A 25,312-nucleotide genomic window follows, 5' to 3' on the forward strand; every position below is an offset into this window, starting at 1 on the left:
GGCGCAGGCGTGACCGACGCGCCCTTCAGCAATGTTCGTGAAGGGCGCGCACCCGCCGTACACGAAAATGCTTGGGCTCACTGCAATGTTGGCGGTCTGATCGTACCTTGCATATTGCTCAACACCGCCTCGATTCGCGCGATCTGTTGCGCAAGCTGATCCGCTTCCTTGTCATTGCCTTCCTGCCTGAGGCGGTCACGCGCCCGGCGCAGTGTCAGCAGGTTTTTCTGTAGTTTCAGGGCTGAGGAGTCGAACGGGTCCATGCTTTTCTCATGCGGTAGGCGTCCGTGCCGTTGTAGGAAAACTGGACCGTATCAGCTCGATTTTGCCGATGAAACTGATGTTTCATACAGGACCACGCTGCTGCCTAGAGTTGTCCTACGAACCACAGGACAAAATCCTACAAATCTTGAATCTGTCCATTTCAAGAAGTGTGTTTCAGATGGCGCTCAATACCGCGGATTGACGGGTATTGAAGCGAGTTCGATAGCGTCATCAGTTACAGTGATCTGTAGCAGGCGCGCCGTGAGCTTCGAAATCTTGTGTAGCAATTACAGGCCCTGAAGCGGGCCGCTGGCGAGGTTAATGGGCCACGGCTTTAGCAAATGCATATCAGATAGCATCTGCTACGATCTCTGATTTCCCTGGCCAAGGAGAGGCGTATGCATTACATCGTGATCGAGCCCCACCGCAGCGAATACCCGCACCCGCTTCGTTTCGTCAAGGGCACGCTGCTGGATATCGGCCCGCGTTATGAGGGGGAGCCGGGTTGGCAGGACTGGTACCTGTGCTCGTGCACCGGCCAGGAACCGGGCTGGGTGCCGGCCCAGCTCATCGAGCCGATCAGCGTGGGGCGGGGCAGGGCGCTTGATGACTACTCGGCCCATGAACTGGACGCCGACCCGGGGCAGTTGGTGCAGATACTTCGCCCGCTCAATGGTTGGATATGGTGCCGGCGCCAAGGCGATGGCGAGCTGGGCTGGTTGCCAGCAGAGAAGCTCAAGCAACTGAGTTGATTCAACTTGTTTCGACGAAATGTAGCGCACCTGCGGTGCATCTGATCTGCTTTTTTTCTGCAAACCTGAATCTGTAACCGTATCAGGCCAAGTAAGACAATATGCCCATCCCCGCATCACACTGTAGAGGTTCCGATGGGCAAGCTGACGCTGTTCCTGGGTGGTTTTCTGCTCCTGACCATTCTGATAGGTCTTTTAGGCACCATCCCGCCAAGCTGACATTCACCACACTTCCCCCTCTGCGGCCCGTCTGATTCGCCAGATGGGCCCGCACGTGCGCGCCCTTCGCCAATCCCGCCCGATCGCCATCGCTGGACCAGCGGTAGCTGCAAGTCATTCTCAAGTGTAAATGGCTCGTGTAGTCTCCCGCCGCCGCCATACGGCCCGCATGGACGGGCCGGTCTTTTGCCTTGGAGTCGAACATACATGGAATGCAAGAAAGGCACTTCAGCCATGCTGGAGTGGCGTTGCCGTTTTCTCGCTGAAGGCGCCCTCGACGAGGAGGGCTACGATGAGGCGCTACGCAGTGCCGGCGTGCTGGAACAGTCGGGAGTGATCAGCACCCCCGAATGGATCAAACTGGTCAAGCTGGCCAATTCGGCGTTGCTGCATGTGCGATAAGTCGTTCTTTGCGCTGGGAAATCTGTCCACAAAAAACGTGGGTAGGTCTGTGGATAAAATGCTGTAAGCCAAGCCGGAAGCGGGCTCTGTTAAATTGAGCAGAATTTGAACAGTCCTTTTCGGGGGCTTGGGTCAGGCCGACAGGCCGGCGCGGCGCAGGGCCTGCAACAGCTCACGCACCCGTGCGGGCAACTCGCCAGCGGGGTAGACCGCGTGCATTTGCGGGTCCTGGCCTGTGCTTGAAGTCAAGTGGTATTGCGGGCACACCCGCACCAGGCGCCCGGCTTCAACCTGGGCTTCGCCAACCCAGGCTGCCAGGCGCGCGATACCGCCCCCTGCCAAGGCGCTGTGGTATACGGCTTCGCCCGAATCCAGGCGAAGCCGTGGCGTCGGGCGCAGGCTGGTGATCTGGCCATCACGGCAGAAGTGCCAGGCTTTGAGTATGCGCGGGGCGGTATGCAGAATCAGTGCGTGGTCTTCCAACTGATCGGGGTGTTGCGGGTTGCCCGCCATGGCCAGGTAACCTGGGCTTGCATAGAGATGGCGGCGGTAGCTCCACAGCGGATAGCCGATCAGCTCGCTGGATTGCGGAAAGGCACCGCGCACCACGAAGTCGAATTTGTCCAGCAGTGGGTCCAGGGCGGCATCGCTGTACTGCACGTCCAGGGTCACTTGTGGATGGCGTTGGGAAAACGCGGCAAGTACCCGTGGCAGCACATGTTCAGCGAGCAATTGCGGCACGGCAAAACGGATCCAGCCTTGCGTACTGCCGCTGAGCGCGGCCAGCTCATCGGCTGCATCACGTTGCGCATCCAGCAAGCGTTCGGCATGGGGCAACAAGCGCTCGCCGGCTTCGGTGAGGGTCACGGCATTGGCGTTGCGGTTGAGCAGTTTGCTGCCGGCATTGTCTTCCAGGGTTTGCACCGCACGCGTCACTGCACTGGGTGAGCGGCCCAGGGCGCGCGCTGCGGCAACGAAGCTGCGCTTGTGCGCCACACTGACGAACGCCTGAATCTCCCGCAGCATGTCCAATGCCATTGCCTAGCCCTCGTTGCAGTTTTCGCAATGTGGCATTTCAACACAAGGGCGGCACTTTGATTAGCCTTGCAGCCTGACTCACTGCCTGGAGCTGCATCATGATGGATATCGCCGTACTTTCTGTATTCGCCTTTGCCGCCGGTTTGATCGACGCCGCCGTGGGCGGTGGTGGGCTGATTCAGATTCCGGCGTTGTTCAACGTGCTGCCCACCGCGCAACCGGCGGCCTTGCTGGGCACCAACAAGCTGGCCTCGGTGTGTGGTACGGCCTTTGCAGCGCGCTCGTTCATTCGCAAGGTCACGCTGGACTGGGGGCTGATTGTGCCCGCAGCGCTCAGTGCCTTCCTCATGTCGTTCGTCGGCGCCGCCACAGTATCGCTGGTGCCGCCCAGCGTGATGCGCCCGGCAGTGCTGGTGATGATCGTCCTGATGGCGATCTACACCTTCTGCAAGAAGGACTTCGGCACCTTGCACAAGCCCACGCAGATCGGTCGCAAGGAGCAGTGCCTGGCGGTGCTGATCGGCGGCGCGATCGGTTTCTACGATGGGCTGTTCGGGCCAGGCACCGGCAGCTTCCTGATCTTCCTGTTCATTCGCTTCTTCGCCCTGGACTTCCTGCATGCCTCGGCTTCGGCCAAGGTGGTGAACATCGCGACCAACCTGGCGGCGCTGGTGTTCTTCGTGCCGTCGGGCAACGTGTTGTACGCCATCGCCTTGCCGATGGCGGCATGCAACATTCTCGGCGCTTTGACCGGCACCTGGCTGGCGGTGCGCAAGGGGGCAGGGTTCGTGCGCGGGCTGTTCCTGATTTTGCTGTGCGTACTGATCGCCAAGCTGTCCTGGGACTTGCTGGTCGGGTGAGTCAGACCACCTGGCGCTGTGCCTCGGCCTGTTCGACACGGTTGCGGCCATGGGCCTTGGCCCGGTACAGCGCCTGGTCGGCGCGCGCCAGCAGTTCGTCCAGGCTCGGTGCCGGGGTCTCCGCGGCGCAGCCGTCCAGGCCGATGCTCACGGTAATCTGCAGGCGATGGTCGGCCTGCACCACATGCAGGTCCTGCACCGCCCGGCGCAGGCGTTCGGCGGTGAATTTGGCACGCTCCGGTGCAAGGCCCGGGAGGACCACGACAAACTCTTCGCCGCCCATGCGCGCGAACAGCTGCCCTTCGTGCAACTGGTCTTGCAGGGTACGGGCGAACTGGCGCAGCACTTTGTCACCGACCGCGTGGCCATGCGCGTCATTGATCGCTTTGAAATGGTCGATGTCCAGCATCATCAAGGTCAGCGGCAGTGCCGGGCCGTGTTGCTGGCGGCTGTCGAGCAGGGCGTTGGCACGGCGGGTGAACGCGCTGCGGGTCAGTACACCGGTCAGGTGATCGATGGTGGCCTGATGCGCCAGGCGCGCCAGCAGGCTGCGGTTGGCCTGGCTGACACAGGCCACCACCAGCGGGCCGAGCACCAGCATGGCGATGCCCAGGCGCGCCGACATCAGCGTAGTGACCCCCGGTTCGCTTTGCGGCACGCTGAAGTGCATGAGGTTTTGTGCGACCGCGACGATCAGCGTGCTGCCAGCGGTGAGCGTCAGCAGCGAGACCAGAAACGGCGGGTAAGTCCAGGCACACCACAACAGTGCGGCAATGGGGAAGGCAATGGCGCCTGGCCCACCAAAGGCAATGCTGAAGGCCAGCGAAGCAAGCAGCACCAGCAGGGGCGGCAAACGTACCGGCTGGGCGCCGCTGCGCATCAGGGCGCGTACCGAGGGGGCGGTCAGCAGCACTGGCAGCACCAGTACGCCGGTCGAGAACTGTTCGCTGAACCAGGCCAGCCAGGTGGCCTGCAGGGATTGCTCGAACCAGGGGGCGGCCATGACCGAGGCCAGGCTCGCCGCGACCATGGCACCGGCCGCGCAAGCGGCAAACACGCTGAGCACGCCATGCGGACTGCGCATGCGGCGGTGCAGGCGCGGCACGCGTGCCAGCAACTGCCACACGCTGAACACCATGCCGAGGTTGCACAGGTTGAACCACAAGGCCGGCATCCAATCGCTGCCGCACAGCAGGTCGGCCGCCACCATGGCCAGCCACACCAATGTGAAACCAAGGGCATTGGCCTGACGGGGGTAACGCAACAGCACGCCGACCAGTACCGCATTGACTGGCCAGAACAGCGACAGGGACTCGATCGGGCGTGCCAGGATGCCGCCCAGGGTCAAGGCAAAGGTCAGGCAAAGCAGAGCGACGTAGGACAACAAGCGCGATTGGGCTGGAAAAACCATGAACTCGACCGGCAAGCGGAAACGAAATCCAGGACAACGCCTTGAAGCACCTGGGGCAATTACGTATCAGTGTGTTTCCACAGGGCAGTGGGTGTCAATCTGCCGCGATCCGGCTGGATAATGGCAAATTGCCTGCACCCCCTGTCGATTTCATCACAAGCCGAAGAACCACGGCACCATCAGTACGGTGACCAGCATCACCAGCAAGGTAAAAGGGACGCCGACTTTGACGAAGTCACCGAAGCGGTACTGCCCAGGCCCGAGCACCAGGGTGTTGACGGGTGACGAGACGGGCGTCATGAACGCTGCCGATGCGGCGAGGGCCACAGTCATGGCGAACGGGTAGGGCGACATGCCCAACTGCGTGGCGGTGCTGATTGCTACCGGTGCCATCAGCACGGCGGTGGCGGTGTTGGAGATGAATAGGCCGATCACTGCGGTCACGGCAAACAGACAGGCCAGAATGGCCCTGGGCCCGGCGTCGCCGAGCAAGCTGACCAGGCCGGTCACTGCCAGGTCGATACCGCCGGTTTTCTGCAGGGCCAGGGCGAAGGGCAGCATACCGACGATCAGTACCAGGCTCTGCCAATGGATGGCCCGGTAAGCGCTGTTCATGTCGATGCAGCGGCCCGCGCCCATCAACAGGCAGCCGATCAAGGCGGCGATGACATTGGGCACCGCGCCGCTGACCATCAGGCCGACCATCACCGCCAGGCTCAGCAAGGCCTGAGGTGCGCGCCTGCGGGCCGGGGCGACCTGATCGACTTCGGCAGGCAGGCTCAACACCAAAAAGTCGTGGGGGTTGCTTTGCAGTTGACGCACGGCTTTCCAGGGGCCGACCACCAGCAGCGTATCGCCCAGGCGCAGCTTTTCTTCCACCAGTTGCTCTTCGATGGCGGCCTGTTCACGGCGCAAACCCACCACGTTGAGGCCGAAGCGGCTACGGAACGCCAGCTCGAGGATGCTCTTGCCGACCAACTGCGAGCCGGGAGGCAGCGACACTTCGGCCATGCCCAGCTCCTGGGACTGGTCGATGAAGTACGCCGCCTTGAAGTGCAGGGGTTCCAGTTGCATGGTCTGGCACAGGCTGCGCAGGTCGTCGCGGTTGGCGAACAGGTCGAGCAACAGCACGTCACCTTGGTGCAGCACGGTGTTGGAGTCGGCCGCGATGACCCGCGTGGTGAACTTGTGCTGGCGTTCGATGCCGATCACGTTGGCGCCATGCCGGGTGCGCAGCTCCAGCTCGCCCAGGGTATGGCCGATCAGCGGCGAGTGGGGGCGGATGCGCAGGCGCCGCTCGCGGCCGTTGAGCTTGTAGTCCAGCACCAGGTCGAGCAGCGTACGGCGGGTTTCCACGCGGCCGTCCTTGCGCACTTCACCATTGAGCCAGTGGCGTGTCAGCAGCATGTAGCCGATGCCCAGCACAAGCACCACCAGGCCGAACGGGGTAAAGCTGAAGAAGTTGAAGCCCTGCTCGCCATGGCGCACCAGTTCACTGTGCACCACCACGTTGGGGGGCGTGGCCACCAGGCTGAGCATGCCGCTGATCAGGCCGGCGAAGCTCAAGGGCATCATCAGGCGGCTGGGTGACAGTTTGAGGCGCGCGGCGATGCTCAGCACCACCGGTATGAAGATCGCCACCACCCCGGTCGAACTCATCACCGAGCCCAACCCCGCTACCGCCACCATCAGCAATACCAGCAGGCGCGCTTCACTGTTGCCGGCCCGCTCGCTCATCCACTCGCCAATGCGGTAGGCGATGCCGGTGCGTACCAGGCCTTCGCCGATCACGAACAGGGCAGCGATCAGCACCACATTGGGGTCGCTGAAGCCGGCCAGGGCCTGTTCCACGGTAAGGATGCCCGATAACGGCAGGGCGAGAATCACCATCAGCGCGACCACGTCCATGCGCGGGCGGTTGATGATGAAGAGGACGACGACGATGGCCAGCAGGCCGAGGACCCAGAGCAGCTCTTGGTTCATGGGGAGGGGGTGTTCCTTCACACGGGGGCACGGTAGACAGTAGCAGCCAGTGTGCCAGCTTGCGGTGAAGGGTGTGTTGACGTGTTGCAGGGTTTCACAAGCAAAAGGGGCTGCCGAGCAACCCCTTGGTCACCTGGATCAGTGGCGGTGACGGCGGTGCTTCTTGCCGTTGTTGTCGCCCAGGTGGTTGCCGATGGCACCCCCTGCAGCACCGCCCAGGCCGGCACCGATGGTCGAACCGGCAGAGCCACCGACCTTGCCGCCCAGCAGCGAACCACCCGCCGAACCCAGGCCACCGCCGATGGCGGCTTCGGTGCGGTTGCCCTTGCGTGCGCCTACCGCACTGCCGGCCGCGCCGCCGACACCGGCACCAATCGCAGCGCCGGTGCTGCCGCCGATCTGTTGACCGACAACGTTACCCAGTACACCACCCAGGCCACCGCCAATGGCGGCGGTACCGTCACCGGCGAAAGCGCCCTGGCACAGCAGCAGGCCGAGAGCAAGGGAAGGCAGAGTCAGACGCATGGTACGAACCTCAAAAGGAATCATCAGGTAAAGGTGCCGCGCAACGGGCGGCGGGTCAGGGGTGCAAAGACGCTTCAGCGGTAGTAGCGGTCACCGCGGTATTGACGGTGGTCATCGTCATCGTCGCGGTCATGCCGATGATGGTGGCGCTGGCCACGGTCGCGATCACGCCAGCCATCGTCGTCGTCATGGTAGCGATGGCTGTGGCAACCAGCGGTCAGCAGGATGGCGGCAACCAACGAGAAGCTTGCAAGGCGGGTCATCACGATATAGGTCCTTGATCCGCAAAGGTTTACGGGGCACTTCCTGAGACTGGGAACGGTCCATTTGGTTTCCTTGGCAGGCAAAATTTTGTCAGGCGCGCGATCGGCGGCGTGCCTGCCGGCTGCTGTTCTGTCCCGCTCGGTCATGGCCGAGCCGCGGGTCGGCCACTAAACTGCACAGCAAGCCGCAGCCAAGACGGCAAACTGCCACACGGTGAATCACGATGATCGCCCACACCCCCACGTTGTTCGCCGCCGTTGCCCTGGTTGCAACCATTCTGGCCTTCTGCCTGCTGCTGGTCGGGCGCAGCAACCGCCGCGACAACCTGATGCTGACCGGTTGCGGGCTGCTGGTGCATGCCTTGGCCTATGTGTGCTACACGCTCTATGCCCAAGCGCCGTTGTGGGTCAGCTATGGCTTGGGCAACAGCCTGCTGTCCCTGGCCTTGGCGTTCTATTCGGCCAGCCTGTTCCGGGTGCGCGAGCAAGCGATCCCGTGGCGGATGATCTTCGTCATTCCCGCCGTCATGCTTTTGGGGCTGATGCTGCTGCTCGATACCCTTGAGCCCCGCATGTTGCTGGCGACGCTGGTGCTGATGCTGCAGTGTTCGATGATCCTGTATTGGGCGCGGCGTTACGTCGAGCGGCCGGGTAGGGCGCACCTGCTGCTGCAGATCGGTGCGCTGATCAGCCTGGTCGGGCTGGGCATGCGCGCCGTGGCTGTGGCCAATGGCACGGCCGTGGAAATGCGCTACGACACCAGTAACCTCAAGCAAAGCATTTCGGTGGCAATCGGCACGGCCACGGTGATGATGTATTCGATCGGGCTGGTGCTGATGGCAAAGGAACGCAGCGAATCACGCCTGCAGCACCTGGCCCTGCGCGATGTGCTCACGGGTACCTACAATCGCCGGGCGATCCTCGAGCGCTTCGTCGTCGAGCTGGACCGCGCCCGGGACGCGCAGAGCAGCCTGGCCGTGGCCATGATCGACATCGATCACTTCAAGCGCATCAACGACCTGTACGGGCACCTGGCCGGTGACGAGGTGCTGTGCCATTGCGTGCGCCAGTTGCAGCAACGCTTGCGTCAGGGAGATAGCCTGGGCCGCTATGGCGGCGAGGAATTTTTGCTGCTGTTGCCCGAAACCGACCGCGTTGGCGCAATGGCGGCGCTGCAGGGCTTGCGTGAGGCCATTGCCCGCAGCCCCGCACGCTTTGCCAGCGATGAAATCGAGCTGCGTTTCAGTGTCGGATTGTGGTGCAGTGTGCCCGGCGCCAACGACAACACGGCCAGCCTGCTTGCCCAGGCCGATGCAGCGCTGTACCAGGCCAAGGCCGCCGGGCGCAACACGGTGCACATGGCGGCCTATGTGTAGCTCGGCAGGGTCAGGACGCGGGGTGGATGGCCAGGACCACACCATTGGTGATCTGCACCAGCACATAGTGCTCGCCCATGCGCACCCAGTGGCTTTCCTTTTCGGGGGCCGGCAGGCCTTTGGCTTTCCAGTCTTTTACCGTCTGGTCATCGCGTTTGTATTGGTCGGGGGCCTTGTCACCTACCTTGAGTTCGCGGTTGTGGGTTTCCGGCCCGGTGATGCTTTCTTCGGCTGAGGGCACGGCAGAGGCGGCCAGCGGTAGGCAGGGCAGGGCGGCGAGCAGCAGTGAAGGCAGCAGGTGATGCAGTTTCATGGCGGTTTCCTTGTGACGGCATGTCCTTACTGCGACAGCGGCGTGCCGCCAACAATTCACTCGCGGTGCCTGCCAGTGCTAGAGTCGCCTTCTTTTTTGCCCTGAGGGTTGAACATGCGAGCAATTCTGCCGATGGCCGCGGTACTGATGCTGGTCGGTTGTGCTTCTGCGACCATGGAAACGGCACGTGGCGGCAAGCCGACCGCGCAGCTCGATTCGCACAAGGCGCCCGCGCTGGTGGCCCAGTGCATCCAGTTCAGCTGGCAGGAAGAGGCGGTGTTCGGGGTTGATGCCAGTGGCTACCTGGAGCCGCGCAAGCAGGGTGGTTTCACGGTGTATACCCGCGATGCCGAAGCGTTCGTGGATATCTATCCGCAAGCAGACGGAACGCGGGTCGACTACTACGCGCAAAACAATGACAGTGTGGCCCTGCAGCGGCGCGCGGCGGCGGCGACCTGCCTGTAATGATGAAGGCCTGACCAGGGCTGCCGAGACCCGACACGTAGACAAGGACGTAAGCATGGACCGATCACTGCAACTCAACCGCAGCAGTTGGGACGAACGAGCCCCCTTGCATGCGGCCTCGAAAGACTATGAGGTCGAACGGCTCGTCGAGCACCCGGCGCATCTTTCCGAAACCGTTCGCTTCGACCTGCCGTTGCTAGGCGATATCAGCGGGCTCAACACCGTTCATCTGCAGTGCCACATCGGTACCGATACCCTCTCGCTCGCCCGCCTGGGCGCGATGGTCTGCGGCCTGGATTACTCCGGGGCTTCGCTGGCCGAGGCGCGGGCACTCGCCGAGCGCTGCGCGGTGCCGATCGACTATGTAGAGTCGGATGTCTATGCCGCCGACCAGGTGTTGCCCGCAGGTAGCTTCGACCTGGTCTATACCGGCATCGGCGCACTCTGCTGGCTGCCCCACATCGAACCGTGGGCGCGTACGGTGGCAGCCCTGCTCAAACCGGGTGGGCGGTTGTTCCTGCGCGATGGCCACCCGATGCTGATGGCGGTCAACGAAGACCATCAGGACCGCCTGTTGATCGAGTATCCGTACTTCGAGCACGACACTCCGACGGTCTGGCATAACGACCAGACGTACGTCGAAACCGATCAGCGCCTGGTCCATACCGAGACCCATGAGTGGAACCACGGCCTGGGCGAGGTGATCAGTGCGTTGCTGGCGCATGGGCTGCAACTGACAGCTCTGGTCGAGCACCAGAGTATCCCTTGGGAGGCGCTGCCGGGCCAGATGGACAAAGGTGCCGACGGCGAGTGGCGCTTGCGCCAGCAGCCGTCACGCCTGCCTTTGAGCTACACCCTGCAGGCAATCAAGGCCTGATCAGGCCAGGTAACCGCCGTCGACGTTGAGTGCGGTGCCGGTGGTGTAGCTGGAGGCATCGCTGGCCAGGTACAGCACCGCGCCGGCCATTTCCTTGGGGTCGGCCACGCGCTTGAGCGGGATCTGCTGCAGGGCAGCGTTGAGGATGGCGTCGTTCTTCACCAGTGCCGAGGCGAACTTGGTGTCAGTCAGGCCTGGCAGCAGCGCATTGCAGCGGATGCCGAACTGCGCACATTCCTTGGCGAAGACCTTGGTCATGTTGATCACCGCCGCCTTGGTCACCGAATAGATGCCCTGGAAATGCCCCGGCGAGACGCCGTTGATCGACGCCACATTGATGATGCTGCCGCCGCCGTGTTCGCGCATCAGCTTGCCGGCTTCCACCGACATGAAGAAGTAACCACGAATGTTGACGTCCACGGTCTTCTGGAAGGCGTTCAGGTCGGTGTCCAGCACGTTGCAGAACTGCGGGTTGGTGGCGGCGTTGTTGACCAGGATATCCAGGCGCCCGAACTGTTCGCGGATACCGGCGAACACCTGCTGGATCTGCTCCATCTCGCCGATGTGGCAGGCCACTGCAGTTGCCTTGCCCCCCGCGGCAATGATCGCCTCGGCGACCTGCTGGCAGCCGTCCAGCTTGCGGCTGGAGACGATCACGTGGGCGCCCTGCTGAGCCAGCAGGTGGGCAATGGCTTCACCGATGCCGCGGCTGGCGCCGGAAACGAAGGCGATCTTGCCGTCAAGGTCGAACAAGTGGGTCTTGGACATGCTGTTTTCCTTGTTGTCTGTCGTCAGAGCGTGGTGTTGGCGATGACCTTCAAGGCCATCTGCTCCAGCAGCCGGTTCATGTGGATGAACTGAGCGAAGCGCTTGTCCTGGGTCTGGCCGTGGTAGTAGCGGTAGTAGATCTGTTGCACGATGCCGGCGAGGCGGAACAGGCCATAGCAATAGTAGTAATCGAAGTTGTCCAGGCGGATACCGGCGCGCTCGGCGTAGTAATCGACGAACTGGCGACGGCTCAGCATCCCAGGGGCGTTGCTGGGTTGGCGGCGCATCAGTTGCATCGGCGCCGGGTCACCCGCTTCGATCCAGTAGGCCAGGCTGTTGCCCAGGTCCATCAGCGGGTCGCCAATTGTGGCCATCTCCCAATCCAGCACGCCGATGATGCGCATCGGGTTGTCGGCGTCGAGGATCACATTGTCGAAGCGGTAGTCGTTATGCACGATGCCGGGGCGCGGATGGTCGGCGGGCATCTTCTCGTGCAGCCAGGCGATGACCTGCTCCCAGCGTGGCGCATCCTCGGTGATAGCTTTTGCATAGCGGCTGGTCCAGCCCTCGACCTGGCGCTGCACATAGCCTTCCGGCTTGCCCAGGTCGGCCAGCCCGCAGGCCTGGTAATCGACTTGGTGCAGTTCCACCAGGCGGTCGATGAAGCTTTTGCACAGGGCTTCGGTCTTGGCAACGTCAAGGTTGAGTTCAGCGGGGATGTCCGAGCGCAGGATGATGCCCTTGACCCGCTCCATCACGTAGAACTCGCCGCCTATCAGGCGCTCGTCGGTGCAGTGCACGTACGCCTTGGGGCAGTACGGGAAGCCATCGTTGAGCTGATTGAGAATGCGGAACTCGCGGCCCATGTCGTGGGCCGACTTGGCCTTGTGGCCGAACGGCGGCCGGCGCAGTACAAAGTCGCGGCCCGGGTAGCTGACCAGGTAGGTGAGGTTGGAGGCGCCGCCAGGGAACTGGCTGATGCTCGGCAAACCCGCCAGGCCGGGGATATGGGCCTTGAGATAAGGGTCGATGACGGCCGCGTCGAGTTCTTCGCCGGGGCGTACCTGGGTGGACTGATCGGTGAGCGTCATGCGTTTTCCTTATAATCGATCGCAAGGACTATTGGCTAATTTAATGGCCTGCGGGAACTGGAACAAGCGTCCTAGTAGTCATATAGACAAGGGTGTTGCAAGTGGATCAATCGCCTTGATGGGGTGGGCAAAAAAAAACCGAAGCCGGTCAGGCTTCGGTTTTTTCATCGCTCGGCGTGCCCGTCACTCAGGAAGGGAACAGCTCGCTCAGTTTCATCGACAGCATCATGTCGCCCTCGACGCGCAGCTTGCCGCCCATGAAGGCCTGCATGCCGTCGGTCTCGCCACTGACGATACCCTTGAGGGTCTCGCTGTCCAGCACCAGGGTGCAGTTGGCGTCTGGGTTCTCGCCTTCCTGGATGTCGCAGGTACCGTCTTTGACGATCAGCGCGTACTTTTTGCCTTCGTCGGTGATGTCGAAGCCGAACACCAGGTCCAGGCCGGCGGCAGCGGCTGGGTTGAACTTCTCTTGCATCTTCTTAACGGCATCAGCTACGGAGGTCATGGCGCATTCCTTATAGAGTGATTTTCACGTCCCCGCAGGGACACAACAAGCCGGGCTCATCGGTAGGTGATGAGCTCCGGCGCCCTCAACAGCTGCACATGGGCTTGGCTGTTGAAGGAAGCCAGTGCCACGTCGCGGCCGCGGAACTTCAGCTGGCTGAGCGACGTGTTGATAATTTGCCAGTTCAGTGCGAAAGCCTGGCTGGGGGTAATGCAGGTGACCAGGTGGAGCAGGGCGGCGATGGTGCCGCCGGAGGTGAAGATGGCGATGTTGTCGCCACTGCCTGCGGCTTCGAGCACACGTTGCAAGCCCTTCTGGACGCGGGCGGTGAAGGCCTGCCAGGTCTCCAGGCCGTCGTCGGCATGCTCGCCATCGTGCCAGCGCTGCACCATCAAGGCGAACAGGCGCTGGAATTCACTGCGGTGCTGCGCGCCATTGCGCAAGATGTGCAGGGCGTTGGGTTCGTGCTCCATCAGCCCCGGCAGCAGGGCGTGGATCACCCCGTCGGCATCGAATTCATTGAACGCCGCGTCGGTCTCTACAGCCGGTACCGCGCAGCCACTGGCGTGCAAGGCCTCCAACGCCAGGCGTGCGGTATCCTGCTGACGGCGCAGGTCGCCGGCCACGCAACGATCCAGCCGCACACCGAGCTGAGCCAGGTGTTCGCCCAGGGCCTGGCTCTGACGCACACCGACGGCTGAGAGGACGTCGTAGTCTTCGGCACCAAAGGAGGCTTGGCCATGTCGGATCAGGTAGAGGTTGCCCACGAAGGTATCCGGCCTGTTGGAGGTTGCTGCGAGGTTAGGATGTGCCACACAGGCTGTCAACGAAAAAACATACAAGCGTTTGAAAAGGTTGTTTGAACTGTGTTGCCAGCGTTTACACCGGCTGGCAGCGCCTCAGGCGCACCGGTATGCTTGTAGCAGTTACGCGCTGAACTGGCGCCAGTCTTTGAAGGAGTCAACGTGGAGTTTCTTGCCGAATACGCAAGCTTTCTCGCTAAAACCGCCACCTTGGTGATCGCCATCCTGGTGGTGTTGTCGGCTATTGCCGGTTTGCGCGGCAAAGGGCGGCGCAAACCGGGCGGGCAGCTGCAGGTCACGCGCCTGAACGAGTTCTATAAAGAGCTGCGCGAGCGCCTGGAGTCGGGTTTGCTCGACAAGGCCCAGCTCAAGGCCTTGCGCAAGCAGCAGGCAAAGGCGGAAAAACAGCAGAAAAAAGCCAAGGCTGAAGAAAAGAGCCGGGTCTTCGTGCTCGATTTCGATGGCGACATCAAAGCCTCGGCCACCGAGAGCCTGCGCAACGAGATCACCGCCCTGCTGACCCTCGCCACCCCGCGTGACGAGGTGGTGCTGCGGCTCGAAAGCGGCGGTGGCCTGGTGCACAGCTATGGCCTGGCCGCTTCGCAACTGGCGCGTATTCGCCAGGCAGGCATCCCGCTGACCGTGTGCATCGACAAGGTGGCTGCCAGCGGTGGTTACATGATGGCCTGCATTGGCGAGAAGATTGTCAGCGCACCCTTTGCCGTGTTGGGTTCGATTGGTGTGGTGGCGCAACTGCCCAACGTCAATCGTCTGCTGAAGAAGCACAACATTGATTTCGAGGTGCTCACCGCCGGCGAATACAAGCGCACCCTCACGGTGTTCGGTGAAAACACCGAGAAGGGCAGGGAGAAGTTCCAGGAAGACCTGGACATCACCCACCAGCTGTTCAAGGATTTTGTCGCCCGCTATCGGCCACAGCTGCACATGGACGAAGTGGCCACCGGCGAAGTCTGGCTGGGCGTGGCAGCGCTTAACCGCAAGCTGGTGGACGAGCTGCAGACCAGCGACGAATACCTGAGCGACCGCGCCCGCAACGCCAACCTGTTCCACTTGCACTTTGCTGAGCGCAAGAGCCTGCAGGAACGCATCGGCATGGCCGCCAGCGGCACGGTGGAGAACACCGTGGTGGGACTTTGGAGCAAACTCGGCCGCTTGCGCTAACACCTTGAACCCCTTGAAATTTTTTTCTGTTCAGGGGGTTGCAAGGTTCATTGAATGCAGACATAATGGCGCCCATCGAAACGCAGCGAACTTTGAAAAAGGTTCAGTGTTTCAAGGGGATAGCAAAGCGAAAGCGGCTAACTCCAAACTTTGAGGCCGAGTAGCAAAGTGGTTATGCTCCGGATTGCAAATCCGTCTACGCCGGTTCGATTCCGACCTCGGCCTCCATTATTCGAAAGCCCCGCAGATTAACGTCTGCGGGGTTTTTCTTTGTGGGTCGAAAAAGACAGGGGTTCCGAAACTACAGAGGTGGAGTTCCGAAACTTCAGCCTTTTGAGGGCTTGGCGATGGCGCCGACGCGGCGGTAAACGCGCGCCATATCGTCCCTGCGCATGGAATTGATGATGCAGGTGCCGCCATCTCTGGTGAGGCGTTATGGTTGGATAGGGTAGGGCGCTGGCTGGTTGTTGGCACTGCGCCACGTTTTGCAGGGCATTTCGATTTTTGGTATAACGCCCGCCCATTTCACAGGAAGGAACCTCATGAAGCGCACCCTTACCACAATGCTCGCTGCTGCACTCGCTATGGGCTTGGCCGGCTGCAAAGAAGAAGCCGCCGATACTGCCGCCTACGAGCCCACTGCCGAACACTGCCAGCCGGACTACCTCAAAACGCTTCCAGACAACAAGGCCCGGGAAGACCTGGTCGAAAAGTGCATGACCGGTGGCTCGTACAAGAAGTCAGAGCCGAAGACCTGGTAACGCCCGTCCTTCGTCAGTCATCGCCGCCTCATCAGGTGGCGTTTTCGTTTTCCGGGAGGGTGAATCCGTCTACACCGGTTCGATCCGACCTCGGCCTGCACATTCAAAAGCCCCGCAGGTTAACGTTTGCGGGGTTTTTCTTTGTGGGTCGAATAGAACGAGCCTTTCCGAATCTGGCCATTGCTTGGTGGGGCTTACGCGCTCACCCGTTCGGCGATAGATGCGCTTGGTGTGTGCGCCGAGTGCTGACTCCAAAAGCGAATTACACCGTAGACGGCTGTACTGTCTTCTTGCCTAATCGGATCAATTCGTTTGAGAAACACAGTCCAGTGAGGATGAGCCCGGCCCCCCAGTACAACGTGTCTCGCGGTACCTCATTAAGGACCACGAACGCCAGAAGTGCGGCAAACAGCGGTTCAGTCAGTTCCAGTGCCTGAACTTGTGATGGCTTTAAATACTCGATGGCCTTGGTGGTGCAGAAGAAACCGAGGATGGTCGGCAATGCAGCCAGGGCCACCAAAGCCATGACCGCCACCCGTGACAGCTCTCCCATGATGAACCCATTGGTTGCAGCCGGCATCAGCAGGTAAAGACTCCCGAAAAACAATAGCTGCCGAGTGAAATGCAGTCCTCCAGAAACGCCCATGCGCTTCATGGCAACCGAAAACGCACCATAACCGCAGCCTCCAATCGACGCGAGCACTGCGCCTTGCAGCGAAAAACCTTGTTCCAGGTCTGCTCCAAAAACCACGGCAATACCGGCTATCGTCAATCCGGCACCTACCGCTGCGTTGGCGGTGATTGGGTCCTTGAGGACTATCCGGCCCAGTAATAACGAAGAAATGGAAGCACTTGCCATCAGGATCACCACCACGCCCGCTGCGGCGTAATGGTTATAGGCCGAGGTTTCAAAGTGGAACAACACAAAAATGCCGAGAAAGGCGCAGACGGCTGCATGGAGCCACTTAGCCGTATGCCAGGGCCGCTTGAGGAACAGCAGCAAGACTGACAGCAGTAGGCAGCCGAGTACGGTCTTTATCAGGGCGATACTGCTGGGGCTGAACCCACTGTTCATCAGCACCTTGCTGAATACTCCGATTGTTGCATTCAGTGCAGCGGCGCAAAGTGCAAAGAGGACACCTTTGCCGAATTGAGATTGCATCAGTACATTCCTTGTTAATGTATGCTGGATTGCTCGTAGGCGAGCCTAAGTGTCGATCCTTTTAACCAACCAAACGGTCTGAAATTAACTATTTGGTCTGCGAAGAAAATAGAGTGCCTAAAGGGCAGCAATAAATGCCAATGTGCGTAGAGGGCAAGCATCTCTGTAAAGGGCTAGATTATGGCTTCGTCACGTAGTCCTTGACGTAGCGCACCGTGTTCTCGATAGCACGTGTCATGTTGGGATGGGTTAATTGATACTTCCGTTCCAGTTGTCTACTCATACCCATATCGAAGCGCTGCACCTGAATAAAATTTAATGACTCGGCGCTGATCGCGAACCGGGTCGCCAGTCCGGGAATGGTCAATAGCGACCTGAGCAACCCTATTGGTACATGGCGGCGGGGTGCCTTGACGTCTAGCGTTTTTGCGATCTGCAGAAGCATCCCTTGTAAGCTCGGTGTTCGCTCATAGAGCGCCAGGACCTGACGGTTGGCCATGAAGGGGTCGAAGGCCACGCAAATCATCATCTTCACCAGGTAATCGACGCTGACTAATGGTAACCAATGCCTGACAGAGCCGGGTACAGCTTTGAACTGGCCTTGTGCCAGGTTTCGAATCAGTTCGGAAAACGGTTGGCCTTCCAAGATATGTCCGTTCTCGCTGTGGCCACACACCGTAGCAGGATGAACAATCGTGTAATCCGCGTCTGCGTCTTGCATGTAGCGGATGACAGCAAAATGGGATTCGAGTTTGCTGCCTTCATAGCCACCTACACGGGCGTAGACCGCAGGCCAGTCTGTGTTCTCAGGGCATGTGATATCAACTCCGATACTGTTGAGGTGGGTGAGGTTTTGTAGCATGAAACCGCCCACCATCAGCAGTCGGATGCGTTGGCTAGCCGCAAGCTTGGCCACGTTCAGAGCACCTTGAACATTAATTGCGCGAGCACGCTCCAGTGTCAGTCCCCAGGAGAATTGCGCAGCGAGGTGGAAAATCACAGTGGCCGAAGACACGTTTTGCTTGGCTGCCTCGCTGAGTCCAAGCCCCTCCCTGCTGATATCGCCCTCAACGGCATGGATAAGCGCAGGGTTACCTCCCAGTTGGCCTACCTGTTCCCTGAGACGCTTTATGTTTCCAGGGGTGCGCATAAGCACCCAGGTCTTGTGCCCTTTCGCCGTAAGACGGCTCAGTAGATGTTGGCCCACAAACCCACTGCCACCTGTGATGAAGCATTCCGCACTCATGACTGAATCCTTGTTTAGCTGATCGGCGCAGGCTAAGGTGTAGAGCCTACTCTACAGTCAAGGATTTTTTACCGTGAACATTGGTGAGTTGGAGCGCCGGAGTGGGATCAGCCGCCACGCATTGCGCTATTACGAACAGCTCGGCCTTATCGTGCCCCATCGACAAGCCAACAACTACCGCAGCTACAGCGAACAGACCGTTGTCGATTTAGCCTTCATTCAGAGTGCGCAGAGCGGAGGTTTTTCACTCGCAGAGATTGGGGAAATTCTTGCGGCCAGGCGGGGTAATAACATCGATTGCGCGCGCGGTGTGGTTTTGGTAGCCGCCAAGATGGCCGAGATTCAAACGAAGATCACCACGCTGCAAGCCGCTTATGTTTTTCTAAGTGCGGAGCGTGCGAAGCTTGAAGCCAGTGCTTTGGCCAACGGACAGACTATTCCTCAACTGCCTGACCATGGTCATGTCTAAGACTCAATGTGCAAGAGCAAGGCATCCCGGCCAGGTCAGACTGTAAAAGTGCAAGCCCGCCGAGGTGGCGGGCTTGCAGAGATGGCAGTTTAAATGCTCATCCGTTCAATCTTCGACGTGTTGCCCAACAGATCGAGCGGATTGCCCCAGGGCCGCGATAGGCTGGGGTACTTGACCGGATTCTACAACGGACCGGCCAATGATCTCAGAGCCGACCATGCTGATGTGGCCGCTGTCAAAGTAGAGAAGCGTATCTTTGTCGTAAGCCGAGCACGTTCCGTTTTTGCAGATTTGCGGCCGGACATCGAACGTGGTTACGTTGGCGTACTGGCTTGCGAGTTCCTTGAGATAGAGGTTGACTTCGCTTTCGCCTTGATCTGGAATCATCGCGGTTGCTGGACAGTTCATTCCTGGGATGCGAATGGCTTTTGCCGTACACATGCGGTCCAGGCCTACGAATACGGGGACATTTAGGGCAATGATCACCTGATTGTGGTTGCCGGCCAGTTCAGCGATGGTATCGGCGAACTTTTCCTTCCCGCCTTTCACTGCATAGGCTGCCCATGATGCTCCGAGGATTACGGTTCTATAGTTCTTGGACTCGGCGAACGCTCGCTCATTGAAATCATTGCAGGACTTGGCGCGATCCGGACCAAGAAGGCCTTTCGTATCACGCACCGGAGGGCACGACGAATGAGAGATATTTCGGATGGAGAAGTGAGCGCTTTCTCCTACGGCCTTCAGATACCCAACGTAATGCGCTGCGTTTGAGTCGCCCCAAAGCAGTGTTTGCGCAGGCACTGTCTTATCACCATTGACGCACTGATCCTCGGTCCATTTTTTCGGATCGTACTGCATCATCTGGCAGTTGAATGGGAACCGGCTCGCAGGTTTCGTGTTGTAGTCGTGTAAAGAGATTTCTCTCTTGTATGCCGCTCCTGCTGCGGTTGGCCAATAACCATTGTTCTTCACCAAGACGTATCCCAGTACCATTACACCCGCGCTGGTCGCAATGATCGGCCCAGCCTTGGTGATCAGCCACATTGGAGTGCGAGCCCTGAAAGGCGTCTCTATCAGGTGATACGAGATGAGGGTGAGTAGACACATCAGCAGTGCGCAGGCGATGCCACCTGACAGCGTCGGCTCACCGTATGCGTAACGGTAGAACGCCAGAACAGGCCAGTGCCAGAGGTAAAGCGAGAATGAACGCAGCCCCACATAACGGGCGACTGGGTTCCCAAAAATTCTGGATAGAATGTTTCTTTGGTTAGTGCCTGAAAGGATCAGCAGTGCCGCGCCCAGGGACGGAATAATCGACCGAACGCCAGGGAAACCATTCTTCTCGTCAAGATAGAGAATCGATCCGGCAACCATGGCCAGGCCCACTGCACCTGCCACGTTGGCAGCGGAGGCAGGGATGCGTCGCGAGTCCTGCCACAGGAACAGAAGGGCACCGACCAGAAGTTCGCCTGCCCTGGAAGGCAGCATGTAATAAGCGAACGAGGGGTCGCGAGCCAGGAAGTACTCACTCACCGCGAAGGAACCGATAGCGAGAATGACGCCGGCTGCCACCAGCAGGCGCTTACCTCCGACCTTCATGGCGATGATCATCAACGCCGGCCATATCAGATAGAACTGCTCTTCGACGCCGAGCGACCACATGTGCAGCAGTGGCACGGTGTCGGACGAAGCGGCGAAGTAGCCCGTGTCCAGGAAGAGCCAATAGTAGATGTTAGCTGCAGAAAGGGTAGCGCCGATGGCCGACTCCGAAAGAGACTTGACGTCGGCAGGCAAGAGTAAGAACGAGCCAGCGATTAACGTGACGATTGTTACAAATGCAGCTGCAGGTAGGATCCGACGGACACGGCGACCGTAAAAGTCAGCGAAAGAGAAGTGGGGCCCTTTTCCGTAGATGATCCCTGTGATCAGGAAGCCGGAAATGACGAAAAAAACGTCAACGCCGACGAAGCCGCCAGGGAGCCATTGCTTGTTGAAATGGAAAATTGTGACAGCCAAAACGGCCAGAGCCCTGAGCCCGTCTATGTCCGGTCGATAGGCTAAGTGTTTGCCTTGCATTTCTGAATTCCCTGTCATGGGGGCTGAATAAACGGCGGATGATACCTTTTTGCCTGCATTCGCGGGCATTTTTGTGCTTGGTGAAATCGGCGACGGATGTGCCCTGTCTATCTCCATAAATCGCGAGGCGACACTTCCTGCAATCGGCAAGTCGTTTTCCAGCATCGTGTCGAATAGCTAGACGGTATGGCGGATGAGTTAATAAATCGGTATTGCCGTCATAGCTTTCTTCGACGCAGCCATTCATCAGCAACGTCGCCCAGTGTTACGGGCTCGCCGCCCTTGATCCAGGCCATGAAGGTGCGATCGAACTTGAAGCCATCGCCGCATTCGCCGACCATGAACTGCCGGACCTTCTGCGTGTTGCGGTAGTTCTTGTCCAGCGGGGTTGCACGGGTGATCGGCCCTGCGTGCCAGTCAAAACTCATTCCCTGCTCCTTGGGTGGCGAAGTCGCCCGCAGCGTAGCACTGCTCGTGCTGCAGAACACTGACGGTGTAAGCACCCTCTGTGCCCGCACACGGGTAGGCAAATTTTAAGTAGCGCTTATGTAGCCGGAGGAGGAGTATTGATGGCTTCCCGGCGCAATGTCGGAGGGAGTCATCTCAATGGATCGCAAGCCCAGCAATCAGGAAGTCGCAGTAGCGATCGGCATAAGCGAAGCGGAAGTCCTACGATACCGAAGCGAAACGTTGTTGCTCGGCGATGGCTCATGGCTGATCCACTTCACGTTCGTGATGCCCAAAGAGCTTCGGTTCGGCTTGACCGGGAGCTTTTCCCACATCTTGAAAGCGCCGCCGCCTTCCGGTGACCGGCGGATGGAGGCTCTTTAGCTGCTGGCAGTTGGGGCGGGCAGGGGAATTCACCCCGTCAGTGACGGATGAGGCGTATAGTGACAAACGAGTTGCTGCATTCCAGTGACTTCCCTATCGAGGTTCAGTCATGAATGCCTCCCATCAGTCCCCCACGCACAAAGCCCACCTGCGGCTCGACGAGCAGATCAAAGTATTCCTCTCAAAAGGCGGGTCCATCCAGGAGGTGGCTTCCGGTATTGGCGCTTCCGATCGCGTCGGCCCCAGGCAGCCTTCGGCCAGGTGGTCCAATTCGAAGGGCTAGGCCTTGCGTTTGAGACGTTAAAGCAAAACCGGCCAGTGGCCGGTTTTTTTGTGGGCTTTCAGCTGTCTGCTGATGGGCGTGTGGGGAAATGCTGAGGATACAGCGCCCTGTCCACCTCCAGCTTTTCAGCGTCGCCAATACGCTTGCGCACTTCGGCGTAGAACTGCTGGCTCTGATTTTGGAACCTGATAAAGTCGCGGTCGCACTCCGCCTGCGCGGCCATCAGCTCCAGGCCGGCAAGCCCCTGGGTGGACTTGCGCGACAGGACATAGGCCTGCCAAGCGTTTTCAACCTTCAGCAGCCCTCTAGCGAACGCTTTTGTCTCGATTGTCGCCATTGGAACACCCTCTTTGAGCCAAATAGGCTCGTCGGTGTGGATCGCCAGAGCGACGATGGGCAAGCGCGTTGAAACGCCGATTACCAAGGCATCGGATAGCTGAGCTTAGCGTGTTTTCTGGGTGACGCCGCATAGTGGTTGGAGCGAGGAAAGGGGCTAGGCCCAACATGGCGTCAGGCAGTTATTAAGCGGCAAAAGAAAAGCCCGCCGACAATGGGCGGGCTAAAGAACGTACGGAGCAAGGCCAGTGTGCCAAGCAGGTTGTCGATAATATGTGAAGAGGGTGTCATACGGCTGTCGTTTGCTGCGGGTATTCAAGCCAGGTGCTTCCCCGTCATCAACAAACCCCCCGCGCAAAAAAAGCCCGCCATTAAATGGCGGGCAAGGAACGCTTGAAGGGAGAGCCTGCAGACTGCCCGCGCCCGGTTAACCCAGCATTAAGCGGCCATCCATTGACCTTGCCCACTGTTCAGCCTATATAGGCCTCCCGCCAATCCAGGAGCCAGCATGCGCGACGAAGACGACCTGCACGAACCCGAGCATGACCACCTGCTCGACCACGAATTCCTCTACGACGACATCGAGCACGAAACAGATGCCCAAGGCGCGCTAGACGAAGTCGAAGAAGATGAGGAAACGCTGGATGATCTCGATGACGAGGACCGTGATCACCCAGCCTGGCACGACGACTGCGAAGACGATTGAGTCAACGGCGGTCCAGCGAGAAACGCCCGGGGCCGCTCACTGCCAGCAACAACAAGCCGCCAATGATGCTCAAGTTTTTCAGGAACTGAGTCATGTTGGCGCTGCGTTCGGGGTCGACCATGTTCCAGAACGGGTGGCCGATCAGCGCGGTGCCCAGCACGAACAGTGCGAACAGAAATGCCAGTGGGCGGGTATAGAACCCCAGAATCAGCACGATGGCGACAAAGAACTCCATCACCACTGCAACTGCTGCGGCAAGCATTGGCGCAGGCGCGCCTAGTGATGTCATGTAGCTGACCGTACCTTCAAAACCAGTCAGTTTGGCCCAGCCGGATACAACAAACAGAATCATCAACAGTATGCGGGCAATCAGGATGATGACGTCGCGTTGACCATCGAACAGGGAGTAGCGCATGGCGGCGTTCCAGTGGACGGGGACAAACTCCACTCTAGCAGTTGCGCCGGGAATTTCCGCAGGACGAAAAAAGGCGCCACAAGGGCGCCTTTTCGAAGGAATTTGGTGCGAGTGGCGGGACTCGAACCCGCAAGGCTCACGCCGACAGATTTTAAGTCTGCTGTGTATACCAATTCCACCACACTCGCACTTGAATGGGTCTGAGCGACCGGCATGCTTCTAAGTCAATGCTTTTAAGTAGAAGAGCCTTGCATTCAAGCGCGCTTTATAACCCATTGTTATAGTTGAGTCAACCGCAGCACCTATGATCAAGGGTGTGAAGGGTGCTCGAATGGGTGATTGACACCTTGCTGTCATTACGCCACTGTTGCCCCTCATTTGGATCCAATGGTTATGAAGCGATGACTCGGGCCAGTTCGTCCGATGCTAGCGGTCGTGTGGTGCGCCCGCGGTTTATATGGCGTCTGTTGTTCGCCCTGGTGACACTGCTGGGGGCGTTTCTCTATGTGAGCCTCATCAGCCTCGGCGGTTATTTGTTGATGCTAGGGTTTGACGCCGAGCACCCGCAACCCCAACGGATGATGGCTTTGGCGGGCGGCGGCGGCATTCTGCTGGTGGGCCTGTGGCTGCTCAAGGTGGCGCTGCCGCGTCGAGTGAGCCCTGTACTGGTCGACCGTGACCGCTGACAAACAGTTGCCACAGGGCGGATGCAGGGTGACACTGCTGGTTAGGCCTATTTTCTACCTCCCGCTGTGCCTGTGGAGTTTGCATGGTTTCAGCTGACTGCCTCGATCACCCCGTCATTCCCGCTCACCGCTATGAACAACTGGTTCAGTCGGTGGTGGACTACGCCATCTACATGCTCGACCCGGATGGGCGCGTGGTTTCCTGGAACGCTGGCGCCGAACGGATCAAGGGCTACCGCGCAGATGAAGTGATCGGCCGGCATTTCTCGTTGTTCTTCACCCCTCAGGATTGTGCCGAAGGGCGCCCCGAACGCCTGCTGCGCCAAGCGCTGGAGCAGGGGGTGGCGCAGGATGAGGGCTGGCGCGTGCGCAAGGACGGCTCGCAATTCTGGGCGATGGCCGCGCTGGACGTGATCCGTGACGATCTCGGGCAGATCGTCGGCCTGGCCAAGGTTACCCGGGATATCACTGACCGGCGCGATTCTGCGCTGCAGCTCGATGCTGTGCGTGCCCAGCTGTTCCAGGCGCAGAAGCTCGAAGCCCTTGGTCAACTGACCGGTGGGCTGGCGCATGATTTCAACAACATGCTGACCATCATCCTGAGCTCGGCACGGCTGGCCATGAACGCTCAGGACCCGGCGCGTGTCCAACGTATGTTGCAACACATTGTCGACGCCGGGCAGCGGGGTACCGAACTGACCCAGCAACTGCTCAGTTTTGCCCGACACCGCAAACTCGATGTCAGCCGCGTCGCGCCCTTGGAACTGATCGCCGCCACCCGTGGGCTGCTGGAACATTCGCTGCCCAGTGACATCGACCTGGAGCATCACCTGCCGTCAACCTTGCCATCAATAGAAGTGGATGCAGGGCAGTTGCAGATGGTGCTGCTGAACCTGTTGTTCAATGCCCGCGATGCTATCCCGGGCAGTGGCCAAATCCGTATGGCGGCCGAGGTTGTCGAGCTTGTCGGTGAGGTGGAGGGGTTGCATGGCAGCTTCGTGTGCTTCGAGGTGCAGGACAGCGGAAGCGGGATCGCCCCTGACGTGCTGCCACGCATTTTCGAGCCGTTCTTCACCACCAAGGCATTCGGCAAGGGAACCGGCCTGGGCCTCAGCCAGGTCTATGGCTTCGCCAAGCAGAGCAATGGCGCCATCAGCGTCGACAGCGTGCTCGGCAGGGGCACCTGCATGCGTCTTTATTTACCCACGTCTGACCCACAAGCAGATCGCCAACTCGACAGGTAG

The 25,312-nt window shown here is 59.8% G+C and carries 30 protein-coding genes and 2 tRNA genes; 14 read left to right on the forward strand and 18 right to left on the reverse strand.

Annotation, left to right across the window (positions count from 1 at the left end; translation table 11 throughout):
- Nucleotides 1-77: 77 nt before the first annotated feature.
- Nucleotides 78-263 carry a hypothetical protein gene (locus tag LOY26_RS08915; protein ID WP_033696800.1) on the reverse strand — a complete coding sequence of 62 codons (186 nt, stop codon included), beginning with the start codon at nucleotides 261-263 and terminating at the stop codon, nucleotides 78-80.
- Nucleotides 264-662: 399 nt separating this feature from the next.
- Between LOY26_RS08915 and LOY26_RS08920 the strand changes: the two genes are divergently transcribed.
- Nucleotides 663-1,016, forward strand: coding sequence for an SH3 domain-containing protein (locus LOY26_RS08920; protein WP_186663850.1), 354 nt, complete (start codon nucleotides 663-665; stop codon nucleotides 1,014-1,016).
- 426 nt (nucleotides 1,017-1,442) lie between these two features.
- A complete protein-coding gene (locus tag LOY26_RS08925; RefSeq protein WP_186660127.1) occupies nucleotides 1,443-1,637 on the forward strand; it encodes a hypothetical protein in 195 nt (64 codons plus the stop codon).
- A 132-nt stretch (nucleotides 1,638-1,769) separates the two neighbouring features.
- Here the strand turns inward: LOY26_RS08925 and LOY26_RS08930 are convergent, their stop codons facing one another.
- On the reverse strand, nucleotides 1,770-2,675 hold the full coding sequence (locus LOY26_RS08930; protein WP_186660125.1) for a LysR family transcriptional regulator: 906 nt from the start codon (nucleotides 2,673-2,675) through the stop codon (nucleotides 1,770-1,772).
- 98 nt (nucleotides 2,676-2,773) lie between these two features.
- Between LOY26_RS08930 and LOY26_RS08935 the strand changes: the two genes are divergently transcribed.
- Nucleotides 2,774-3,535 carry a TSUP family transporter gene (locus LOY26_RS08935; RefSeq protein WP_258714609.1) on the forward strand — a complete coding sequence of 254 codons (762 nt, stop codon included), beginning with the start codon at nucleotides 2,774-2,776 and terminating at the stop codon, nucleotides 3,533-3,535.
- Between the two features lies 1 nt (nucleotide 3,536).
- Here LOY26_RS08935 and LOY26_RS08940 read toward each other — a convergent pair whose 3' ends face one another.
- From LOY26_RS08940 to LOY26_RS08955, 4 genes are all read right to left on the reverse strand, one after another.
- Complete coding sequence (locus tag LOY26_RS08940) at nucleotides 3,537-4,961, reverse strand: GGDEF domain-containing protein (protein ID WP_047581866.1); 1,425 nt, start codon at nucleotides 4,959-4,961, stop codon at nucleotides 3,537-3,539.
- 138 nt (nucleotides 4,962-5,099) lie between these two features.
- Nucleotides 5,100-6,929, reverse strand: a complete 1,830-nt coding sequence (locus tag LOY26_RS08945) for an SLC13 family permease (protein ID WP_186660121.1) — start codon at nucleotides 6,927-6,929, stop codon at nucleotides 5,100-5,102.
- A gap of 138 nt (nucleotides 6,930-7,067) precedes the next feature.
- Nucleotides 7,068-7,454, reverse strand: a complete 387-nt coding sequence (locus tag LOY26_RS08950) for a glycine zipper domain-containing protein (RefSeq protein WP_033696807.1) — start codon at nucleotides 7,452-7,454, stop codon at nucleotides 7,068-7,070.
- Between the two features lie 74 nt (nucleotides 7,455-7,528).
- Entirely contained in the window at nucleotides 7,529-7,717 is a 189-nt protein-coding gene (locus tag LOY26_RS08955) for a hypothetical protein (protein ID WP_186663847.1), read from the reverse strand.
- Nucleotides 7,718-7,941: 224 nt separating this feature from the next.
- On the opposite strand from LOY26_RS08955, the gene LOY26_RS08960 reads away from it, so the two are divergent.
- A complete protein-coding gene (locus LOY26_RS08960; RefSeq protein WP_258714610.1) occupies nucleotides 7,942-9,093 on the forward strand; it encodes a GGDEF domain-containing protein in 1,152 nt (383 codons plus the stop codon).
- A 10-nt stretch (nucleotides 9,094-9,103) separates the two neighbouring features.
- On the opposite strand, the gene LOY26_RS08965 is transcribed toward LOY26_RS08960, so the two are convergent.
- Nucleotides 9,104-9,406, reverse strand: a complete 303-nt coding sequence (locus LOY26_RS08965) for an RcnB family protein (RefSeq protein WP_258714611.1) — start codon at nucleotides 9,404-9,406, stop codon at nucleotides 9,104-9,106.
- 114 nt (nucleotides 9,407-9,520) lie between these two features.
- Between LOY26_RS08965 and LOY26_RS08970 the strand changes: the two genes are divergently transcribed.
- Together LOY26_RS08970 and LOY26_RS08975 are read left to right on the forward strand one after the other, a co-directional pair.
- Nucleotides 9,521-9,871: a hypothetical protein gene (locus tag LOY26_RS08970; RefSeq protein ID WP_186660115.1), complete on the forward strand. Its 351-nt coding sequence runs from the start codon at nucleotides 9,521-9,523 to the stop codon at nucleotides 9,869-9,871.
- A gap of 55 nt (nucleotides 9,872-9,926) precedes the next feature.
- Nucleotides 9,927-10,748, forward strand: a complete 822-nt coding sequence (locus LOY26_RS08975; protein WP_258714612.1) for a bifunctional 2-polyprenyl-6-hydroxyphenol methylase/3-demethylubiquinol 3-O-methyltransferase UbiG — start codon at nucleotides 9,927-9,929, stop codon at nucleotides 10,746-10,748.
- Here LOY26_RS08975 and LOY26_RS08980 read toward each other — a convergent pair whose 3' ends face one another.
- From LOY26_RS08980 to LOY26_RS08995, 4 genes are all read right to left on the reverse strand, one after another.
- Entirely contained in the window at nucleotides 10,749-11,516 is a 768-nt protein-coding gene (locus LOY26_RS08980; RefSeq protein ID WP_258714613.1) for an SDR family oxidoreductase, read from the reverse strand.
- Between the two features lie 23 nt (nucleotides 11,517-11,539).
- Complete coding sequence (locus LOY26_RS08985) at nucleotides 11,540-12,607, reverse strand: phosphotransferase family protein (RefSeq protein WP_186663844.1); 1,068 nt, start codon at nucleotides 12,605-12,607, stop codon at nucleotides 11,540-11,542.
- A 187-nt stretch (nucleotides 12,608-12,794) separates the two neighbouring features.
- Nucleotides 12,795-13,112 carry an SCP2 sterol-binding domain-containing protein gene (locus LOY26_RS08990; protein WP_186660108.1) on the reverse strand — a complete coding sequence of 106 codons (318 nt, stop codon included), beginning with the start codon at nucleotides 13,110-13,112 and terminating at the stop codon, nucleotides 12,795-12,797.
- Between the two features lie 56 nt (nucleotides 13,113-13,168).
- Nucleotides 13,169-13,879 (reverse strand): histidine phosphatase family protein, encoded by a 711-nt coding sequence (locus tag LOY26_RS08995; RefSeq protein WP_033696819.1) that lies wholly within the window; start codon nucleotides 13,877-13,879, stop codon nucleotides 13,169-13,171.
- Nucleotides 13,880-14,077: 198 nt separating this feature from the next.
- Here LOY26_RS08995 and sohB point away from each other — a divergent pair, with 198 nt between their 5' ends.
- The 3 genes from sohB to trbK all read left to right on the forward strand — a co-directional run bounded on the left by sohB (nucleotide 14,078) and on the right by trbK (nucleotide 15,858).
- Nucleotides 14,078-15,097: a protease SohB gene (gene sohB / locus LOY26_RS09000; protein WP_186660103.1), complete on the forward strand. Its 1,020-nt coding sequence runs from the start codon at nucleotides 14,078-14,080 to the stop codon at nucleotides 15,095-15,097.
- A 154-nt stretch (nucleotides 15,098-15,251) separates the two neighbouring features.
- Nucleotides 15,252-15,325: transfer RNA gene (locus tag LOY26_RS09005), tRNA-Cys, on the forward strand.
- A 314-nt stretch (nucleotides 15,326-15,639) separates the two neighbouring features.
- On the forward strand, nucleotides 15,640-15,858 hold the full coding sequence (gene trbK / locus LOY26_RS09010; RefSeq protein ID WP_033696822.1) for an entry exclusion lipoprotein TrbK: 219 nt from the start codon (nucleotides 15,640-15,642) through the stop codon (nucleotides 15,856-15,858).
- 262 nt (nucleotides 15,859-16,120) lie between these two features.
- On the opposite strand, the gene LOY26_RS09015 is transcribed toward trbK, so the two are convergent.
- Nucleotides 16,121-17,020 carry a DMT family transporter gene (locus tag LOY26_RS09015; RefSeq protein WP_258714614.1) on the reverse strand — a complete coding sequence of 300 codons (900 nt, stop codon included), beginning with the start codon at nucleotides 17,018-17,020 and terminating at the stop codon, nucleotides 16,121-16,123.
- A 178-nt stretch (nucleotides 17,021-17,198) separates the two neighbouring features.
- Complete coding sequence (locus LOY26_RS09020; protein ID WP_186660099.1) at nucleotides 17,199-18,266, reverse strand: SDR family oxidoreductase; 1,068 nt, start codon at nucleotides 18,264-18,266, stop codon at nucleotides 17,199-17,201.
- A gap of 73 nt (nucleotides 18,267-18,339) precedes the next feature.
- Here LOY26_RS09020 and LOY26_RS09025 point away from each other — a divergent pair, with 73 nt between their 5' ends.
- Nucleotides 18,340-18,735 carry a MerR family transcriptional regulator gene (locus LOY26_RS09025; protein ID WP_186660097.1) on the forward strand — a complete coding sequence of 132 codons (396 nt, stop codon included), beginning with the start codon at nucleotides 18,340-18,342 and terminating at the stop codon, nucleotides 18,733-18,735.
- A gap of 105 nt (nucleotides 18,736-18,840) precedes the next feature.
- Here the strand turns inward: LOY26_RS09025 and LOY26_RS09030 are convergent, their stop codons facing one another.
- On the reverse strand, nucleotides 18,841-20,811 hold the full coding sequence (locus LOY26_RS09030) for an acyltransferase family protein (protein WP_186660095.1): 1,971 nt from the start codon (nucleotides 20,809-20,811) through the stop codon (nucleotides 18,841-18,843).
- Nucleotides 20,812-21,029: 218 nt separating this feature from the next.
- Nucleotides 21,030-21,239, reverse strand: coding sequence for a DUF6434 domain-containing protein (locus LOY26_RS09035; protein ID WP_186660094.1), 210 nt, complete (start codon nucleotides 21,237-21,239; stop codon nucleotides 21,030-21,032).
- Between the two features lie 178 nt (nucleotides 21,240-21,417).
- Between LOY26_RS09035 and LOY26_RS09040 the strand changes: the two genes are divergently transcribed.
- Nucleotides 21,418-21,642 carry a hypothetical protein gene (locus LOY26_RS09040; RefSeq protein ID WP_186660092.1) on the forward strand — a complete coding sequence of 75 codons (225 nt, stop codon included), beginning with the start codon at nucleotides 21,418-21,420 and terminating at the stop codon, nucleotides 21,640-21,642.
- Nucleotides 21,643-21,983: 341 nt separating this feature from the next.
- On the opposite strand, the gene LOY26_RS09045 is transcribed toward LOY26_RS09040, so the two are convergent.
- Nucleotides 21,984-22,262, reverse strand: coding sequence for a hypothetical protein (locus LOY26_RS09045; RefSeq protein ID WP_033696828.1), 279 nt, complete (start codon nucleotides 22,260-22,262; stop codon nucleotides 21,984-21,986).
- A gap of 507 nt (nucleotides 22,263-22,769) precedes the next feature.
- Here LOY26_RS09045 and LOY26_RS09050 point away from each other — a divergent pair.
- On the forward strand, nucleotides 22,770-22,967 hold the full coding sequence (locus tag LOY26_RS09050; protein ID WP_186660090.1) for a hypothetical protein: 198 nt from the start codon (nucleotides 22,770-22,772) through the stop codon (nucleotides 22,965-22,967).
- A gap of 1 nt (nucleotide 22,968) precedes the next feature.
- Here the strand turns inward: LOY26_RS09050 and LOY26_RS09055 are convergent, their stop codons facing one another.
- Nucleotides 22,969-23,382 carry a DoxX family protein gene (locus LOY26_RS09055; protein ID WP_033696831.1) on the reverse strand — a complete coding sequence of 138 codons (414 nt, stop codon included), beginning with the start codon at nucleotides 23,380-23,382 and terminating at the stop codon, nucleotides 22,969-22,971.
- A gap of 103 nt (nucleotides 23,383-23,485) precedes the next feature.
- Nucleotides 23,486-23,570, reverse strand: a tRNA-Leu gene (locus tag LOY26_RS09060).
- A 213-nt stretch (nucleotides 23,571-23,783) separates the two neighbouring features.
- Between LOY26_RS09060 and LOY26_RS09065 the strand changes: the two genes are divergently transcribed.
- Nucleotides 23,784-24,068 (forward strand): hypothetical protein, encoded by a 285-nt coding sequence (locus LOY26_RS09065; RefSeq protein WP_186663839.1) that lies wholly within the window; start codon nucleotides 23,784-23,786, stop codon nucleotides 24,066-24,068.
- An 83-nt stretch (nucleotides 24,069-24,151) separates the two neighbouring features.
- Nucleotides 24,152-25,312, forward strand: a complete 1,161-nt coding sequence (locus LOY26_RS09070; protein ID WP_258714615.1) for a nitrogen regulation protein NR(II) — start codon at nucleotides 24,152-24,154, stop codon at nucleotides 25,310-25,312.

The organism is Pseudomonas sp. B21-047 (genome assembly GCF_024748775.1).
In the GTDB taxonomy this organism is placed as follows: Bacteria; Pseudomonadota; Gammaproteobacteria; order Pseudomonadales; family Pseudomonadaceae; genus Aquipseudomonas; species Aquipseudomonas capeferrum.

Coding starts and splice junctions, on each gene's coding strand:
- LOY26_RS09035 (WP_186660094.1), bottom strand. CDS start 21,239: ATGAGTTTTGACTGGCACGCAGGGCCGATCACCCGTGCAACCCCGCTG.
- LOY26_RS09040 (WP_186660092.1), top strand. CDS start 21,418: ATGGATCGCAAGCCCAGCAATCAGGAAGTCGCAGTAGCGATCGGCATA.
- LOY26_RS08920 (WP_186663850.1), top strand. CDS start 663: ATGCATTACATCGTGATCGAGCCCCACCGCAGCGAATACCCGCACCCG.
- LOY26_RS08970 (WP_186660115.1), top strand. CDS start 9,521: ATGCGAGCAATTCTGCCGATGGCCGCGGTACTGATGCTGGTCGGTTGT.
- trbK (WP_033696822.1), top strand. CDS start 15,640: ATGAAGCGCACCCTTACCACAATGCTCGCTGCTGCACTCGCTATGGGC.
- LOY26_RS08955 (WP_186663847.1), bottom strand. CDS start 7,717: ATGACCCGCCTTGCAAGCTTCTCGTTGGTTGCCGCCATCCTGCTGACC.
- LOY26_RS08945 (WP_186660121.1), bottom strand. CDS start 6,929: ATGAACCAAGAGCTGCTCTGGGTCCTCGGCCTGCTGGCCATCGTCGTC.
- LOY26_RS08985 (WP_186663844.1), bottom strand. CDS start 12,607: ATGACGCTCACCGATCAGTCCACCCAGGTACGCCCCGGCGAAGAACTC.
- LOY26_RS08915 (WP_033696800.1), bottom strand. CDS start 263: ATGGACCCGTTCGACTCCTCAGCCCTGAAACTACAGAAAAACCTGCTG.
- LOY26_RS08925 (WP_186660127.1), top strand. CDS start 1,443: ATGGAATGCAAGAAAGGCACTTCAGCCATGCTGGAGTGGCGTTGCCGT.
- LOY26_RS08935 (WP_258714609.1), top strand. CDS start 2,774: ATGATGGATATCGCCGTACTTTCTGTATTCGCCTTTGCCGCCGGTTTG.
- LOY26_RS08950 (WP_033696807.1), bottom strand. CDS start 7,454: ATGCGTCTGACTCTGCCTTCCCTTGCTCTCGGCCTGCTGCTGTGCCAG.
- LOY26_RS08980 (WP_258714613.1), bottom strand. CDS start 11,516: ATGTCCAAGACCCACTTGTTCGACCTTGACGGCAAGATCGCCTTCGTT.
- LOY26_RS09045 (WP_033696828.1), bottom strand. CDS start 22,262: ATGGCGACAATCGAGACAAAAGCGTTCGCTAGAGGGCTGCTGAAGGTT.
- LOY26_RS08960 (WP_258714610.1), top strand. CDS start 7,942: ATGATCGCCCACACCCCCACGTTGTTCGCCGCCGTTGCCCTGGTTGCA.
- LOY26_RS08990 (WP_186660108.1), bottom strand. CDS start 13,112: ATGACCTCCGTAGCTGATGCCGTTAAGAAGATGCAAGAGAAGTTCAAC.
- LOY26_RS09020 (WP_186660099.1), bottom strand. CDS start 18,266: ATGAGTGCGGAATGCTTCATCACAGGTGGCAGTGGGTTTGTGGGCCAA.
- LOY26_RS09065 (WP_186663839.1), top strand. CDS start 23,784: ATGACTCGGGCCAGTTCGTCCGATGCTAGCGGTCGTGTGGTGCGCCCG.
- LOY26_RS09070 (WP_258714615.1), top strand. CDS start 24,152: ATGGTTTCAGCTGACTGCCTCGATCACCCCGTCATTCCCGCTCACCGC.
- LOY26_RS09050 (WP_186660090.1), top strand. CDS start 22,770: ATGCGCGACGAAGACGACCTGCACGAACCCGAGCATGACCACCTGCTC.
- LOY26_RS08975 (WP_258714612.1), top strand. CDS start 9,927: ATGGACCGATCACTGCAACTCAACCGCAGCAGTTGGGACGAACGAGCC.
- LOY26_RS09030 (WP_186660095.1), bottom strand. CDS start 20,811: ATGCAAGGCAAACACTTAGCCTATCGACCGGACATAGACGGGCTCAGG.
- LOY26_RS09055 (WP_033696831.1), bottom strand. CDS start 23,382: ATGCGCTACTCCCTGTTCGATGGTCAACGCGACGTCATCATCCTGATT.
- LOY26_RS08965 (WP_258714611.1), bottom strand. CDS start 9,406: ATGAAACTGCATCACCTGCTGCCTTCACTGCTGCTCGCCGCCCTGCCC.
- LOY26_RS08930 (WP_186660125.1), bottom strand. CDS start 2,675: ATGGCATTGGACATGCTGCGGGAGATTCAGGCGTTCGTCAGTGTGGCG.
- LOY26_RS09015 (WP_258714614.1), bottom strand. CDS start 17,020: ATGCAATCTCAATTCGGCAAAGGTGTCCTCTTTGCACTTTGCGCCGCT.